This window comes from Streptomyces sp. NPDC012466 (genome assembly GCF_042955215.1).
Classification (GTDB): domain Bacteria; phylum Actinomycetota; class Actinomycetes; order Streptomycetales; family Streptomycetaceae; genus Streptomyces.
Genome location: NZ_JBIBEQ010000005.1, coordinates 17,562 through 31,444 on the forward strand (window position 1 = coordinate 17,562; position 13,883 = coordinate 31,444).

Consider the following 13,883-nt stretch of genomic DNA (forward strand, 5'->3'; position numbering starts at 1 on the left):
TCCGGCGTCGGCGTCTCCGGCGCGCCTGCCCGGGCGGGAGAGAGCGCCGACGCAGGCCGCCGGGCCCTCGGTCCGGCAGCCCGCGCACTCTTGTTCCCTATATTTCCTATCGAATTACTAGGGAAGTATTGACGACGCCTCGCACCCCTGCGCAGGATGATGCGCATGGCCCACACATCTTTCCGCCCGTGCGCCTCAACCCCCCACTGAGCGAACGAGCTTGAGGAGACCACAGCGATGGGCGTTGCCCCGGCGCCGTCCGGCCCCGCCTCGGAGTTCGACCGGCCCGGGCCCGGCCGTACGCACTGGCTGCGCGTGGCCCGCGAGACGGCGGACGACCTGGCCACGGACGCGGTCGCCAGGGACCAGGCGGGCAAGCCCCCGTTCGACGAGGTGTCCCGGCTGCGCGAATCGGGACTGCTGACGCTCCTCGTCCCCTCCGAACTCGGGGGCGGCGGGGCGGACTGGGCCGAGGCGTACGCCGTGGTCCGGGAGATCGCGGCGGCCGACGGCGCCATCGGCCAGCTCCTCGGCTGTCACTACTTCACGTCCTGGAGCGCCGGGTTCCTCGCCGAGCCCGCCCTCGCCTCCGCGCTGGAGCGCCGGTCCGCGGCGGAGCAGTGGTGCTGGGGCGGCGGCCTGGCCCGTCAGGAACCGGCGCTCACGCTCGTCAAGGACACGCGGGGCTATGTGCTGAACGGCCGGCAGAGCTATGCCGCCGGCGTGCTCGTCGCCGACCGCCTCGCCGTACGGGCCGTACGGGCCGGCACCGGCGAACCCCTCGCGCTCGTGGTCGATCCCGCCCTCGCCGGCGTGGTCGTCGACGGTGACGCCGACCCCTTCGGCCAGCGGCTGGCGGCCGGCGCGAGCGCGGAGTTCGACGGCGTGCCCGTCACCGCCGACGCCGTACTGGGTTCCCTGTCGGCGGACGAGGACGTGCTGTCGCCCCTCACGGCCCTGCTGTCGCCGGTCGGGCGTCTGCTGTCGGTGCAACTCCGGCTCGGCATGGCGGAGGGCGTGCTCGCCGAGGCCCGGGAGTACAGCCGGACCGGCCACGCGCCCTGGCACCCGGACCGGCCGGACGGCACCCCCCAGGATCCCCAGGTCCTGACGGCGTACGGGGAGCTGACCGTCCTCACCCGCTCTGCGTCCGCCCTCGCCGACCAGGCGCGGCAGGCCGTACGGGACGGACTGGCCCGGGGCGAGGACCTCGGCTACGAGGAGTACGCGGAGATCTCCGTCCTCGTGGCCATGGCCGAAGCCGCCGCGTCCAAGGCCGCGCAGGAGTCCACCGCCCGCGCCCTCGACATCATCGGTGCCCGCTCCGCTTCGGCGCGGCTCGGCTTCGACCGGTTCTGGCGCAACGCCCGGACCCACACCCTGTACGAGCCCGTCGGTCACCGGCTCCGGGACGTCGGGGACTACTTCCTCAACGGTGCGCACCCTCCGTTCGTCCTTCCCGTCTGACGGCGCGACGACAGGTCGCCGGCGTCCGCCGTGGGGTGAACGCCCCACGAGCGGGACAGGAGACCGAGGTGGCCGGAACCATGCCGGCGGCGGTGGTCGACGGGCCCCGCCGAACGTTTCCCGGGCGGCTGGCGTCATAGCGGTAGCCGTCGTCGAAGGGACCACCACCATGACCGCCGCACCCCGTGTCGTCCGAGCCGTGTCCGGTGCCGTGCTGAGCGCGGGGCTCATCTGCATGGTCGCCGCGTGCGGTTCCGGGACGTCGACGAGCCCGACGGCTTCGACGGCCCCCGGGACGCCGAGCACGCCGGGCCACAGCGGCGTCTCCTGGCGGGAGCCCGCCTCGTACACCTACACGCTCCGGTCGAGCGAAGGAGAACGCAACCTGCTCGGCACCTTCCGGATCTCGGTCCGCGACGGTGCCGTGGTGAAGGCGGTGGGCCTGGACGACATGGGCCGAAGCACGGTCGAGAGCGCCCCCGACGCCGTGCCGACGCTCGGCGGACTCCTCACGGAGCTGGAGCAGGCGCGACGGGGCGGCGCGGACACGGCCGAGGCGGAGTACGCGGCCGGCGACGGGCATCCGGTGCGGATCGTCCTGGACTGGGAGGAGAACGCGGTCGACGACGAGGCGCGCTACGCCATCAGCGCCTACGAGCCGGCGGACGGCCGGCGCGCCGGAGATCCGGCCGATGCCCGGCCGGCGTCGTGACGCGGTCCGGCTCGCGGCGGACGAAGGGATGGACGACCTCCTCCTCAGCGGTGTCGCGCACGGCCAGCAGCCGCACCAAGCGGCGGAAGGCCGGGCCGATTTCCAGCCGCTGTTCGCACCCCGAGCGAGTGCTCACTGCACGGGATCTCCCGCCGGTCCGCTGTCGTCGCGGGGGCCGTTCGTCGACAGGCCGGTCAGGCCGGCCGCGGTGTCGGCCGGCTCCAGGTGCGGGCCGATCCACTCGCAGAGCAGGACGGTGGCATCGTCCTGGAGGTGGCCGTCGTGGTATTCGAGGACGGCCTGGATGAGGCGGCGCAGTGTCTCGGGGACGGGCAGGCCGTCGGCGTGGTGACGGATGAGGAAGTCGGTGAAGCGCGCCAGGCCGAACTCCCGGCCACCGGAGCGGCGCGCCTCGGTGATGCCGTCGGTGTAGAGAACGATCCGGTCGCCGGGCTGGAGGTGCTCCTCGCACACGATGCTGCGCAGACCGAGGTCGGTGCCCATCGGGTGGCCCGGCCGGCAGGAGAGTTGGCTGGTCCAGCGGTTGTCGCGGATGACGATCGGCGGATGGTGGCCGCGGTTGACCCACCGCAGGACGCCGGTGCGGGTGTCGAGCGTGGCCAGGACTCCGGTGACGTAGCGCCGGTGATCGTACTGCTCGAGGAGGGCGGCTTCGACGGCCTCCGCCTTCTCGACGAGGCCAGCACCCTGGCGTCGGGCATTGCGGCAGGCGCCCAGGGCGAGAGCGCCCGACAGTCCCGCGGCGGCGTCGTGCCCCATCGCGTCGAAGACCGTCAGATGGACCAGGGGCCCGTCGACGGCGTACTCGAACACGTCACCGCTGATGTCGTAGGCCGGTTCCTGGGACGCGGAGATCGTGACTCTTCCGTCGGCGTAGGTGCGCGGCGGCATGAGGTTCCACTGCATCTCCGCGGCCACGCTCATCGGCCGTGCGCGCACCAGCCTGGCCAGCGTGTCGCTGGTGCCCCGCTTGCTGACGATGATCAGCGAGACGAGCGCCGCGAGCGCCTGCATGTCGGCGTGGGCTGCGGCGTCGTCGTGTTCGCTGCTCACCCGCAACAGCCCGAGGCGCTCGGTTCCGTCCAACAGCGGAACCCACCACTCGGACACACCACCGCCCGGGGGCGCGGCCGGCAGGACGTCGGTGTACTGATAGGCCCGTCCGGCGACCGTCCCCTCGATGTGCAGCTCCGTCTCGTGTCCTCGGGCGGCGTCGCCGGGGAGCAGCCGCAGGACGGTGCGTTGCAGGTCCGCCACGTAGATCAGCACCTGGCGGAAGGAGGCCGCGCGTGCGTACTCGTTCGTCTTGGCCGGAAGCAGCTCGATGGGCATGAGATGGCTGGCGTCCAGGAGGTCGGCGAGCATCCGCCGACCGCCCTCCTCACTGCGCTCCATCAGCGTTCACCTCCGATCGCCGCACCGGACGACTACCCGCGAAACGGCGTCTCAGGACCCGGCGTGCACACCCGGCGCCGGGCAGGGTCGGGAAGGCGTCGGCTCCGGGAGGCTTCGAGGGACCACCTCCGGGTACTTCCACGGCGGAACGTCCCGACGACAGAGGAAACGGAGGCACGGAGGCCGTGTTGCTGTCCCATTCGCTCGATCACGGAGTCCTCGTCATCACGGTCCACCAGGACCCCGGGGTCGGCGGGCGTGCCGCGCTGCTCACGAAGATCAGCGACCTCGTCCAGGCCTACCGGCCGGCGCCGGTGGTCGTTCTCCTCGACGAGCCGGCCGCTCGGGACGCGGTGGTCAGCGTGGTCCTGCGCGTCCACCGCCTGTGCAGCCGGCTGGGGACGCTGATGTCGGTGGCCACGCACAGTGCGCCCACCCGCCGCGCGCTGGAGACGGACGCCGACACCGCCGGCACGCGGCTGGTCATCCACGCCCGTGCGGACATCGCTGTCGCCGCCGCGTTCGCCGCGGCGGCCTGAGGGACGGTTCCGGGGCGTCACGGCATCGTGCTCTGGGCGCTGATCAGCTCGGTGACCGCACGCAGACCTCCTTGGGCGAGGGCGGCGCGCTGCCGGTCCGCGCCGGTGCCGTCCTGCAACAGCCGGTGGATCAGGGACGTGACCTGACGGGTGTCCCCGGACGCGTCCAGGGCGGGAGCGACGTGCCGCAGGAACTCGTAGAGCACGTCTCCGGCCCGGTGCGCCGTGCCGCCGGGGTCGACCAGGGTGTCGCCGAGCCCGTGCCGGGCGGCGTGCCACATGGCGGCCTGCAGCAGTTCCGGCGCGCAGTCCGGCACGGGGGTGTCGGCGGCCGCTTCCGCCAGGGCGGTCTCCACCAGAGCCCGGATGAGCGCGGCGAACATGACCGCCTCGTCCGCGCGCAGCTGGACATCAAGGCACCGCACCTCGACGGTCGGATAGGTGGCGGACAGGCGGGCCTGCCAGTAGAGCTGACCGGTGTCGGAGATCAGGCCGGCTTCCAGCAGCCGTTCCGCGCGCCGGTCGTAGTCGGCGGCGTCCCGGAAGTGCGGGGGCATGCCGCTGACCGGCCACCGGCTGAAGATCACCGTGCGCCAGCTCGCGAAGCCGGTGTCGTGCCCGTCCCACAGCGGGGAGTTGGAGGCCATGGCCGTCAGTGTCGGCAGCCAGGAGCGGATCCGGTTCAGGACCTGCACGCCGGCCTCCCGGTCGGGCACGGCGACGTGCACGTGGGTGCCGTTGACCAGCTGCTCGGCCACCAGCTGCGGCGCCTGGGTGACCATGGCGCGGTAGCGGGCCTGGTCGGTGACGGCGATGGGGCGGCCGTGCCGCAGCGGTGGTGTCCCGCAGACCCCGATCCGGCAGCCGTGCTCCTCGGCGGCCACGCCGACGGCGTGCCGCAGACGCAGCAGATGGCCGCCCACCTCCTCCAGAGTGCGGCAGACCGGGGTGGCCACCTCGACCTGCGCCTGGAGCAGCTCGTACTGCACCTCCTGGTCGGTCACCAGATGCCCGACGCCCGCCGCGGCGCGCACTTTGTCCGCCTGAGGCACCGGCAGGCCCGTCACCGGGTCGAGCAGCAGGTACTCCTCTTCCACGCCGATCGTCGTCATCGACCACCCTCTGTTCCGCCCGGCGGCCGGGCCGGATACCGGCGCGCCGCAGACGCGCCTCACGCAGCGATGGTCACCCTTCGGGGCACGCTCGTGTAGGACCGAGTGCCGCGAGGACGGCCAGACAAAACATGACACAGACACAGAAATCGCTTCCACCCCGAGAAGCCGCGGGCATGGTGTCGCCCGCGGGACCGGGGTACGCGCGCAACGGCAGGTGACGGCAGCCGTGACAACACCGGAGGTCCTCACCGGCTCACGGAAGGGGTAGGACAGCCAGGACACCGCCCGGTTGCGCCGGCTCGGCACCGCCTGGGAGACGGTCCGCAAGAGCGCACCCACGCACCCCCTCCGATCGCCCCGCGACGTCCGCCCGGCCACGCGCTCCCGGGCGTGCCGCTCAGCCCCTACGACCGGCTGCGCGACGGGCTCGGCCTGAGCGTTCCGTCGAGGGCGGCGAAGAGGGTCCTGCCGGGACTCGCCGGTCTGCTCGTGTCCGCCGCCGTCGCCGCGATCCTGCGCGAGCGGCATGGAGGCCACCGCCCGGTCGAATGGATCATTCCGCCATTCGGCCCAGAAATACCCGGTGGCAGACAATGGCGATGAATCAGAAGGAATAGGTTCCTCCCGGCCGGATGACCGTCCGAGCACCGTTGCTGCCGATCGAGGAACTGATGGCGACACACACTGAACCGGTTGCGCCGGTACCCGCGGTGGAGCGCCGCGGCAGGGGGAAGGTGATCGTCTCCTGGCTGACGACCACCGATCACAAGAAGATCGGGCACCTGTACCTGATCACGTCGTTCGGGTTCTTCCTGGTCGCCGGGGCGCTGGCGATGCTCATCCGGGCGGAGCTGGCGCGGCCCGGGCTGCAGATCGTCTCCAGTGAGCAGTACAACCAGGCGTTCACCATGCACGGCACGATCATGCTGCTGCTGTTCGCGACGCCCACCTTCGCCGGGTTCGCCAACGCCGTCATGCCGCTGCAGATCGGCTCACCCGATGTGGCCTTCCCCCGGCTGAACATGCTCTCGTACTGGCTGTTCCTCTTCGGCGGCCTGATCGTGCTCGGCAGCTTCCTCACCCCGCAGGGTTCCGCCGACTTCGGCTGGACCGCGTACACCCCGCTCAGCGGTGGCGAGCGCACCCCTCAGATCGGCGGCGACCTGTGGATCATGGGGCTGGCGCTGTCCGGCTTCGGCACCATCCTCGGCTCGGTCAACTTCGTCACGACCGTCATCTGCATGCGCGCCCCCGGCATGACGATGTTCCGGATGCCGATCTTCACCTGGAACGTGCTGCTCACCTCGGTGCTGGTGCTGCTGGCCTTCCCGGTGCTGGCCGCCGCGCTGCTGGTCCTGGAGGCGGACCGGCGCTTCGGCGCGCAGGTGTTCAACGCGGAGAACGGGGGCGCGGTGCTGTGGCAGCACCTGTTCTGGTTCTTCGGTCACCCGGAGGTGTACATCCTGGCGCTGCCGTTCTTCGGCGTGATCACCGAGATCATCCCCGTCTTCGCCCGTAAGCCGATCTTCGGCTACACCGGTCTGATCGGCGCGACCGTCTCCATCGCCGGGCTGTCGGTGACGGTGTGGGCGCACCACATGTTCGCCACCGGCGCGGTATTGCTGCCGTTCTTCTCCTTCATGACGTATCTGATCGCCGTGCCGACGGGCGTGAAGTTCTTCAACTGGATCGGCACCATGTGGCGGGGCTCGCTGTCGTTCGAACCACCCATGCTGTGGGCGCTCGGTTTCCTGGTCACCTTCCTCTTCGGCGGTCTGACCGGCGTCATCCTGGGGTCGCCGCCGCTGGACTGGCACGTCACCGACAGCTACTTCGTGGTCGCCCACTTCCACTACGTGCTCTTCGGCACCATCGTGTTCGCGATGTTCGGCGGATTCAGTTTCTGGTGGCCGAAGATGACCGGCACCATGCTCGACGACCGGCTGGAGAAGATTCACTTCTGGACGCTGTTCATCGGCTTCCACACCACCTTCCTGGTGCAGCACTGGCTCGGCGCCGAGGGCATGCCCCGCCGCTACGCCGACTACCTCGCCGCCGACGGCTTCACCGCTCTCAACACCGTCTCCTCGATCGGCGCGTTCCTTCTCGGCCTGTCCACCCTGCCCTTCCTCTACAACGTGTGGCGGACCGCCCAGCGGGGCGAGAAGGTCGAGGTCGACGACCCCTGGGGCTACGGCCGCTCCCTGGAGTGGGCCACGTCCTGCCCGCCGCCCCGCCACAACTTCCTCACCCTGCCCAAGATCCGCTCCGAGTCGCCCGCCTTCGACCTGCGCCACCCGGACCTGGCAAGCCTGGACGAGGCGGCGAACACCGGGCAGCGCGACGTGCTCGACGCCGAGGGGCACAAGGGCGAACGGCGGTGAGACGCGGCAGGCACGAGGCACCGGGCGGCGAGCCGCGCAGCGTCCTGGCCGACGAGACCGAGGGCTACCTTCTCGCCCGCGCCCATCGCGACCAGGCGCAGCGCGAGGCCGAGGAACTCTGCGCGCGGATGCCGTGGCTGACCACGGCCCAAGCCGAGGAAGTCACCGTCCACTACGTCCACCGGCGCCTGGATGTCACCCGCCGGCTCATGCTGGGCACCGTACGACGGGCCGACGAACTGCGGCAGGAGTACGAGAGCCGCTACGCCCAGCTGCGGAGCGCCCTGCTGCGCCGCCATGCGGCCGGTGCCTGCGCGGTCCTGGCCTGTGCCGCGGGGGCGGGCTCGCTGGCGGCCGGTGTGCTCACCCGCTGACGGTCCGGCTGAGCGGCCGTGCCCCTCTTGGCCGGGAAGGGCGTGGCGGCCGTGCCGCTCATCATCGCGACCGGTCTCCGGGGGCGCGGGCCGGCCGGTGAGCACTGCAACGTCCCGGGACCGGTGTGCGGCCCGCCGACGGCACAGCGACGGCTCCCGGCGGGCCACACCACGGGAACGAACCGTCACACGACCTCGGCGAGGCGGTCCACCTGGGCGGGGTCCAGGCCGTAGCAGTAGAGCATCACCTCGTCGGCGCCGAGGTCGGTGAAGGCGGCGATGGCGTCACGGATCGCGGCGGGGGTGGTGAGCAGGCCGGCGACCATCCGGTCGGGCATGCCGGTGAAGGCGTAGTAGGCGTGCATCCTGGCCCGGGCGTCGTGGATCACCTCGTCCGGGCCGAGTGCGACGTTGACCTGCGCGACGATGCGGGGTTCGCCGTCGCGGCCGTACTCCTTCCAGAACCTGCGGGCGGTGTCGAACAGGCCACCGGCCCATGAGGGCGGCGCGGCGGCGAGGAAACCGTCACCCCAGCGCGCGACGCGTTCGATCGCGGCGGGCTTGAAACCGCCGAAGAGCACCTCGGGGCCGCCGGGCCGGGCCGGCCGGGGACCGATCGGGCCGACGCCGTCGCCGTACGGCTCGCCCGACCACAGGCGCCGCATGACCGTCATCTGCTCGTCGAGACGCCGGCCCCGGGTGCGTATGTCGATGCCCGTGACCTGGTGGTCGTCGTCCCGCCCGCCGATGCCCAGGCCGAGGACCAGACGGCCGGCGGTCATCCGGTCGAGGGTGGCGGCCTGCTTGGCGAGGAGGGCGGTGTCGCGCAGCGGGGCGAGCAGCACCTCGGTCTGGACACGGATGCGGGAGGTGGCACCCGCGAGGACGGCGAGCGCGACGAGGGGCTCGGGGTTGTCGTGGACGAGCCGGTCGAGCAGGCCGAGGGTGCTGAAGGGTCCGGAGTCGGCGCGCCGGGCCCAGTCGAGCAGAGTGGTGGGGTCGCCGATGGGCAGACCGATACCGACGTTCATCGAAGAAGCCTCCGAAAGAGGGGTCGACAAAGACAGTTGCCGCCCCTCCGTCACCTCATCGAGGTGGGACGCTCCCGTTCTGCGGCGTGCTTCTGGGGAGCGTCTCGTCGAAGTGAACTCACCCTAAAGCGGCCTGATTTCGCACGGCAAGCCGATTTCGGCCGCCGGAGCGGTGGCGCCGGTCACCTCGGCGGAGCCCCGGGGCCGCGCTGCTCGTAGCGCTTCCACTCCCGGCCACCGTCGCGAGAAATCCACAGTCCCTCGCCGGCCACCAGGCCGTACGTCGCCGTCGTCGCGTCCGCGATGCCGTAGAGCGTCGTGCCGTGGACCGCGAAGGACGTGAACCTCGCCGGGGTTCGCAGTTCGTGGAAGGCGCTGTTGGACCGGTCGGCGGCGAGCCAATGGCGGCCGCCTTCCTCGCCGACCAGCAGCCGCCCGTCCGTGAGGAGTTGGAGGACCAGCGACTCCGGGCCCCGCTTCAGGTTCCTCCAGGGGATCCCGCCGGCCAGCACCGTTCGCCAGTGCCCCCCGCCGTCCGTCGTCACCAACAGCCCGCGTACGCCGTCGTCTTGAAGGAGGGACAGTGCCACGGTGCCGTCCCGCGCGGTGAGTGCGCCGCCCGTGTACGGCTTCGGGACGGCCGTGGAGCCGAGGGTGCGGCCGTCACGCTGCCGTACGACGCGGTCGGGGTCCTCGGTCAGGGACTGGTCCAGGCTCCAGACCGTGCCCCGCTCGTCGAGGGCGAGGTGGACGGAGCCGGCGGGCAATCCCGCCGGGGGCGCCACGGTGCGGGTGGCGGGCCGGTAGACGAGGGCCGGCTCCGGTTCGGACAGCAGGACGTCGCCGGGGCGGGTGGGCAACGGAGTCCCGGCGCTGTGGACCTCGTGCCGTCGACCGCGTACGTCGAGGGCGTACGTCCCCTCGGTGCTCTCTCCGGGCGGGACCCGCACGAAGCCCCCGGGCACCCCCTCGAACGCGGCGCGCTCCGCCTCCGCGTTCCCGTGTTCCGCGTGCTCGGCGACCGTGCGGCCGTCGCGGCCGACGATGCGCCAGGCGGAGGCGGCGGGACCCTCGTCGTCCTCGACGTTGCCGGCGTCGAAGGTCAGGAGCAGAGAGCCGTCGTCCGCGCGGGCCACTCCCGTGGGAGCACCGGCCGCCTCGATGACGTCGGCGGGACGCGGGTGAGGCTCTTCGATGACGCGCTTGTACCCGCCCTCGCGGTCCCCGGCGCCCGTGTCGACGGAGCCGCCCGGGCCGCAGGCGGTCAGCGCCAGCACCGAACTCACGGCGGCCACGAGCCGGACGGCCCGCTCACCGGGCCGGCTCGGTCCGGCCGTCGGCGGACTCGGTGGCGTCATGAGGTGCCGACCGCTCGCTGGGCGGACGACCGGGCCGGGGCGGTGGGAGTGCTGATCGCCGACCTCCGGGAACGTGTGCGGGCGGGCGCAGACGAGCCCGGCGCAATCCTCGCAGATCCCGAGGTGGTGGCCTCAGGGCTTGGCCGGCTTGACCTTCTTGTCGTGGCCGTTCACCCGCACCGTGACCTTCCTCCGGTTCCGCGCCCGGTCGGCCGTGATGCTGTACGACGTGACCTTGCCGTTCCGCCATGTGCAGCTGACCTCGTAACCGCCCCGCGCACGCAGGCCGGTGAAGGAGCCCCGGGCCTTCCAGCCGCCCGGCAGGGCGGGCAGCAGGTGGATGACGCCCTCGTGGCTCTGCAGGAGCATTTCCGCCACGGCACCCGAGATGCCGAAGTTGCCGTCCATCTGGAAGGGCGGGTGGTCGCAGAACAGGTTGGGCAGGGTGTTGTAGGTCAGCAGTCCGCGCAGCATGATCCGGGCCCGGTGCCCATCGCCCAGGCGGGCGAACAGAGCGGCCCGCCAGGGCCAGGTCCACGAACGGCGGCTGTCGCCCGACACCGTCGCGGCCGTGAACGGGACGCCTTCCTTCTCGCCGCACCGCGCCTTGAGCGAGACGAGGGCGGCCTTCGCGAAGTCCGGTGCCCCCGGGGTGATCTGGCGGCCCGGGTAGACCGCGAAGAGGTGCGAGGTGTGGCGGTGGATGTCGGTGGGGCTGTCGATGTCCTCCTGCCACTCCTGCAACTGGCCCCACCGGCCGATCCTGTTCGGCGCGAGGCGTGCCTGCAGGTCCGCGACCTTCGCCCGGTAGGCGGGATCCGCGTCGAGCACCGACTCGCAGTCGAGGTAGTTCTGGAACAGGTCCCAGATGATCTGCTGGTCGTACATGACGCCGTCCTCGCGCGGCCCGTGCTCGGGGGACCAGCCGTTCGGTGCGACGAGGAGTCCGTCCTCGCGCTCCTTGAGGTGGTCCTCCCAGAACTGGCAGATCTCCTTGATCATCGGGTGGGCGACGGTGCGGAGATAGGCCATGTCCTGGGTGAACGCCCAGTGCTCGTAGAGGTGTTGCGCGTACCAGGCACTCGCGACGGTGTTCCACTCCCACGCGTTGCCGCCGAAGATGCTCTGACTGGTGCGGGCGGTCCAGCCGCGCCTGTCCTCGCCGAAGGCGGTGCGGGTCGCCACCCGGCTGGGCACCGCCACCTGCTCGATGAACCGGACGAGCGCCTCGTGGCACTCCGGCAGGTTCGTCGTCTCGGCTCCCCAGTAGTTCATCTGGACATTGATGTTGGTGTGGTAGTCGGAGGCCCACGCCGGCTGGTTGCTGTCGTTCCACAGGCCCTGGAGGTTGGCGGGCAGGCCGTTCGGCCGGGAGGAACTGATCAGCAGGTACCGGCCGTAGTCGAACATCGTCTGCTCGAGTGTCGGGTCCTCGCCGCCGGCCGCGTAGCGCGCCAGCCGGGCGTCGGTCGGCAGGGCGACGACGTCGGCGCCGGAGGTGCCCCAGTCGACGGCGACGCGCTTCATGAGGGCACGGAACTCGGCGGTGTGCTCCTGGCGGAGTTCGGCGTAGGGCCGGGCGACCGCCTTGCCGAGCGCCTTGGCGACGACGGGTTGCGGATCGGCTCCGCGCCATCCGGCGGCGGCGTCGAGCTTGTAGTCGGTGCGGGCGTCGAGGTACAGGGTCAGGGTCGTGCAGCCGCTGAACCGGAGCACCGGGCCGTCGGCGCGGAGGTCGCCGCCGGTGTGCACGGCCTGGACGGTGCAGGCGTGTTTGAGGCCGTTGCCCATGACACCGCTGAAGGAGATCCGCCCTGTGGCGGCGTCGACGGTCGTCGGGGCCTTGGCCTGTCCGGATGTCAGCGCTACCGCCCCGGAGAGCTCCCCGGGGCGCTCGGACGTGTACCGGAAGACCATGAGGTCCGCGGAGCGGCCGGCGAAGGCCTCGCGCAGGACGCGCCGTCCCGGTGCGCCGAAGCGGGTGGTGTGGACGCCGTTCACGAGGTCGAGGGAGCGCTGGTAGTCGACGACGGCCCGCTGGGTGCGCGAGTCGAAGCCCTTGCCCTCCAGCGCGATCTCCGCGATCTGGAGGGCGCTGGACGACGCTCCGGGGGTCAGGGTGAGCCGGTAGGCGCGGTAGGCCGTGCTGTTGGCGATCAGGAAGGTCCGGGTCTCACCGCGGCCGGCGAAGGGCGCCCCGGGGTTCTGCGTGTCGAGGGTCGTCCAGGCGTGCCCGTCCTGGGACGCTTCGAGCCGCCATCCCCGGGGGTCGTCCTGCGGGCGGTCCGGGGCCGCCGTCAGCGTGTACGAGGTGACGGCGACCGGGCGGGGCAGGTCGGCCCGCCACACGACCGCCGGTGCGTCCGGTGCGACGCGCCAGACCGTGGCCGGGTCGCGGTCCACCGCGTTCGAGATGCCCGTGGCCCGGGACCGTGCCCCGGCGGCGGAGCCCTCGGAGTGCCCGCTCGGCGACGACAGGTACAGCGCGCCACCCGCGCCGAAGTCGACGCCGGACAGACCGATCTCGCTCACCTGGAAGTGGCTGACCCCCGCCTTGGGGACGAAGTCGAACCGGTAGAAGCGGCAGGCCGCGGTGTCGGCGCAGGTGAACTCCTTGGTCTGGAAGCGGTTTTCGAAGGGTGCTTCGAGGGTGCGTCGGTCGAGCGTGGTCCAGGTGGTGCCGTCGGTGGAACCGGAGAGCGTCCACTCCTGCGGGTCGCGCTGCGGTACGTCGTCGGCACTCGTCAGACGGTAGGACGCGACCGCGACGGGCGCGGGGAGTTCGACCTGCCACCGCACCCTCGAACCCGGCCCGTCGATGCACCACTTGGTTCTCACGTCACCGTCGTACGTCTTGTCGACGCCCTCCGACGAGGAGCTGTTGTACGGTCCGCCGGGAGCCGTGATCTTCGGGGTCGCACGGGGGGTGAAGGTGATGACGACGTCGCCGAAGTTCCGGTACGAGCCGAAGCCGGTCATGCTCGTGTCGAAGTCGCTGTCCGGCTTGCCCGCGAGCGCGTTGTCGTAGTTGACGGCACCGCCCCAGAGGCTCTGTTCGTTGAACTGGATGCGCTCCTCGTAGGGGTCGGCGAAGAGCATGGCGCCCAGTCGGCCGTTGCCGAGGGGAAGTGCCTGTGACTGCCAGTCCCGGGCGGGCACGGAGTAGGTCAGCGCCTCGCGCGAGAGGGCGGCCCGCTGGACGGCCGCCGGCGCCCCGGCCCCTGCTGCGGCGGCCTGCGGTGGGGCGGTTCCGCCGGTCAGCTGAGTGAGCAGGGGCGCGAGGGCGAGGCCACCGCCGACCTTGAGAACGCTCCGTCGCTGCGGTGGGGGTTCATTGGTCACGGTGAGATCTCCCGGCCCATTCATCGGCTCTTTACGGGGACGATGACGCCACATTGGCACGTGTTGACAGCAGGAACATCGTGACCGGGAAATAGATCGGATGTCTAGAGGGGTGCATCAGGCACTCGCCCGGTGCCGGGCCTCC

The 13,883-nt window shown here is 71.7% G+C and carries 11 protein-coding genes; 6 read left to right on the forward strand and 5 right to left on the reverse strand.

Going from position 1 to position 13,883, the window contains the following annotated elements:
* Positions 1–237: 237 nt before the first annotated feature.
* Both ACFY9E_RS19190 and ACFY9E_RS19195 read left to right on the forward strand, forming a co-directional pair.
* Positions 238–1,467, forward strand: a complete 1,230-nt coding sequence (locus tag ACFY9E_RS19190; protein WP_390985206.1) for an acyl-CoA dehydrogenase family protein — start codon at positions 238–240, stop codon at positions 1,465–1,467.
* 169 nt (positions 1,468–1,636) lie between these two features.
* On the forward strand, positions 1,637–2,179 hold the full coding sequence (locus ACFY9E_RS19195; RefSeq protein WP_390985209.1) for a DUF6174 domain-containing protein: 543 nt from the start codon (positions 1,637–1,639) through the stop codon (positions 2,177–2,179).
* A 132-nt stretch (positions 2,180–2,311) separates the two neighbouring features.
* Here the strand turns inward: ACFY9E_RS19195 and ACFY9E_RS19200 are convergent, their stop codons facing one another.
* A complete protein-coding gene (locus ACFY9E_RS19200; RefSeq protein WP_390985211.1) occupies positions 2,312–3,595 on the reverse strand; it encodes a SpoIIE family protein phosphatase in 1,284 nt (427 codons plus the stop codon).
* A gap of 188 nt (positions 3,596–3,783) precedes the next feature.
* Here ACFY9E_RS19200 and ACFY9E_RS19205 point away from each other — a divergent pair, with 188 nt between their 5' ends.
* Complete coding sequence (locus ACFY9E_RS19205) at positions 3,784–4,134, forward strand: hypothetical protein (RefSeq protein WP_390985214.1); 351 nt, start codon at positions 3,784–3,786, stop codon at positions 4,132–4,134.
* Between the two features lie 17 nt (positions 4,135–4,151).
* On the opposite strand, the gene ACFY9E_RS19210 is transcribed toward ACFY9E_RS19205, so the two are convergent.
* The gene (locus tag ACFY9E_RS19210; protein ID WP_390985217.1) at positions 4,152–5,246 is read right to left on the reverse strand and encodes a glutamate--cysteine ligase; all 1,095 of its coding nucleotides are present in this window, start codon (positions 5,244–5,246) and stop codon (positions 4,152–4,154) included.
* A gap of 393 nt (positions 5,247–5,639) precedes the next feature.
* Here ACFY9E_RS19210 and ACFY9E_RS19215 point away from each other — a divergent pair, with 393 nt between their 5' ends.
* The 3 genes from ACFY9E_RS19215 (at position 5,640) to ACFY9E_RS19225 (ending at position 8,007) form a co-directional block, all read left to right on the forward strand.
* Positions 5,640–5,852, forward strand: coding sequence for a hypothetical protein (locus ACFY9E_RS19215; RefSeq protein ID WP_390985220.1), 213 nt, complete (start codon positions 5,640–5,642; stop codon positions 5,850–5,852).
* A 68-nt stretch (positions 5,853–5,920) separates the two neighbouring features.
* Positions 5,921–7,633: a cytochrome c oxidase subunit I gene (ctaD, locus tag ACFY9E_RS19220; RefSeq protein ID WP_390985223.1), complete on the forward strand. Its 1,713-nt coding sequence runs from the start codon at positions 5,921–5,923 to the stop codon at positions 7,631–7,633.
* Positions 7,630–8,007 carry a hypothetical protein gene (locus tag ACFY9E_RS19225; RefSeq protein ID WP_390985226.1) on the forward strand — a complete coding sequence of 126 codons (378 nt, stop codon included), beginning with the start codon at positions 7,630–7,632 and terminating at the stop codon, positions 8,005–8,007. The genes ctaD and ACFY9E_RS19225 overlap by 4 nt, the downstream gene beginning before the upstream one ends.
* A gap of 185 nt (positions 8,008–8,192) precedes the next feature.
* On the opposite strand, the gene ACFY9E_RS19230 is transcribed toward ACFY9E_RS19225, so the two are convergent.
* The 3 genes from ACFY9E_RS19230 to ACFY9E_RS19240 form a co-directional block, all read right to left on the reverse strand.
* Entirely contained in the window at positions 8,193–9,038 is an 846-nt protein-coding gene (locus ACFY9E_RS19230) for an LLM class flavin-dependent oxidoreductase (RefSeq protein ID WP_390985229.1), read from the reverse strand.
* 182 nt (positions 9,039–9,220) lie between these two features.
* Positions 9,221–10,396, reverse strand: coding sequence for a hypothetical protein (locus tag ACFY9E_RS19235; RefSeq protein WP_390985232.1), 1,176 nt, complete (start codon positions 10,394–10,396; stop codon positions 9,221–9,223).
* A gap of 132 nt (positions 10,397–10,528) precedes the next feature.
* Positions 10,529–13,738 (reverse strand): glycoside hydrolase N-terminal domain-containing protein, encoded by a 3,210-nt coding sequence (locus ACFY9E_RS19240; RefSeq protein ID WP_390985235.1) that lies wholly within the window; start codon positions 13,736–13,738, stop codon positions 10,529–10,531.
* Positions 13,739–13,883: the final 145 nt, after the last annotated feature.

Coding starts and splice junctions, on each gene's coding strand:
- ACFY9E_RS19190 (WP_390985206.1), top strand. CDS start 238: ATGGGCGTTGCCCCGGCGCCGTCCGGCCCCGCCTCGGAGTTCGACCGG.
- ACFY9E_RS19195 (WP_390985209.1), top strand. CDS start 1,637: ATGACCGCCGCACCCCGTGTCGTCCGAGCCGTGTCCGGTGCCGTGCTG.
- ACFY9E_RS19200 (WP_390985211.1), bottom strand. CDS start 3,595: ATGGAGCGCAGTGAGGAGGGCGGTCGGCGGATGCTCGCCGACCTCCTG.
- ACFY9E_RS19210 (WP_390985217.1), bottom strand. CDS start 5,246: ATGACGACGATCGGCGTGGAAGAGGAGTACCTGCTGCTCGACCCGGTG.
- ctaD (WP_390985223.1), top strand. CDS start 5,921: ATGGCGACACACACTGAACCGGTTGCGCCGGTACCCGCGGTGGAGCGC.
- ACFY9E_RS19230 (WP_390985229.1), bottom strand. CDS start 9,038: ATGAACGTCGGTATCGGTCTGCCCATCGGCGACCCCACCACTCTGCTC.
- ACFY9E_RS19235 (WP_390985232.1), bottom strand. CDS start 10,396: ATGACGCCACCGAGTCCGCCGACGGCCGGACCGAGCCGGCCCGGTGAG.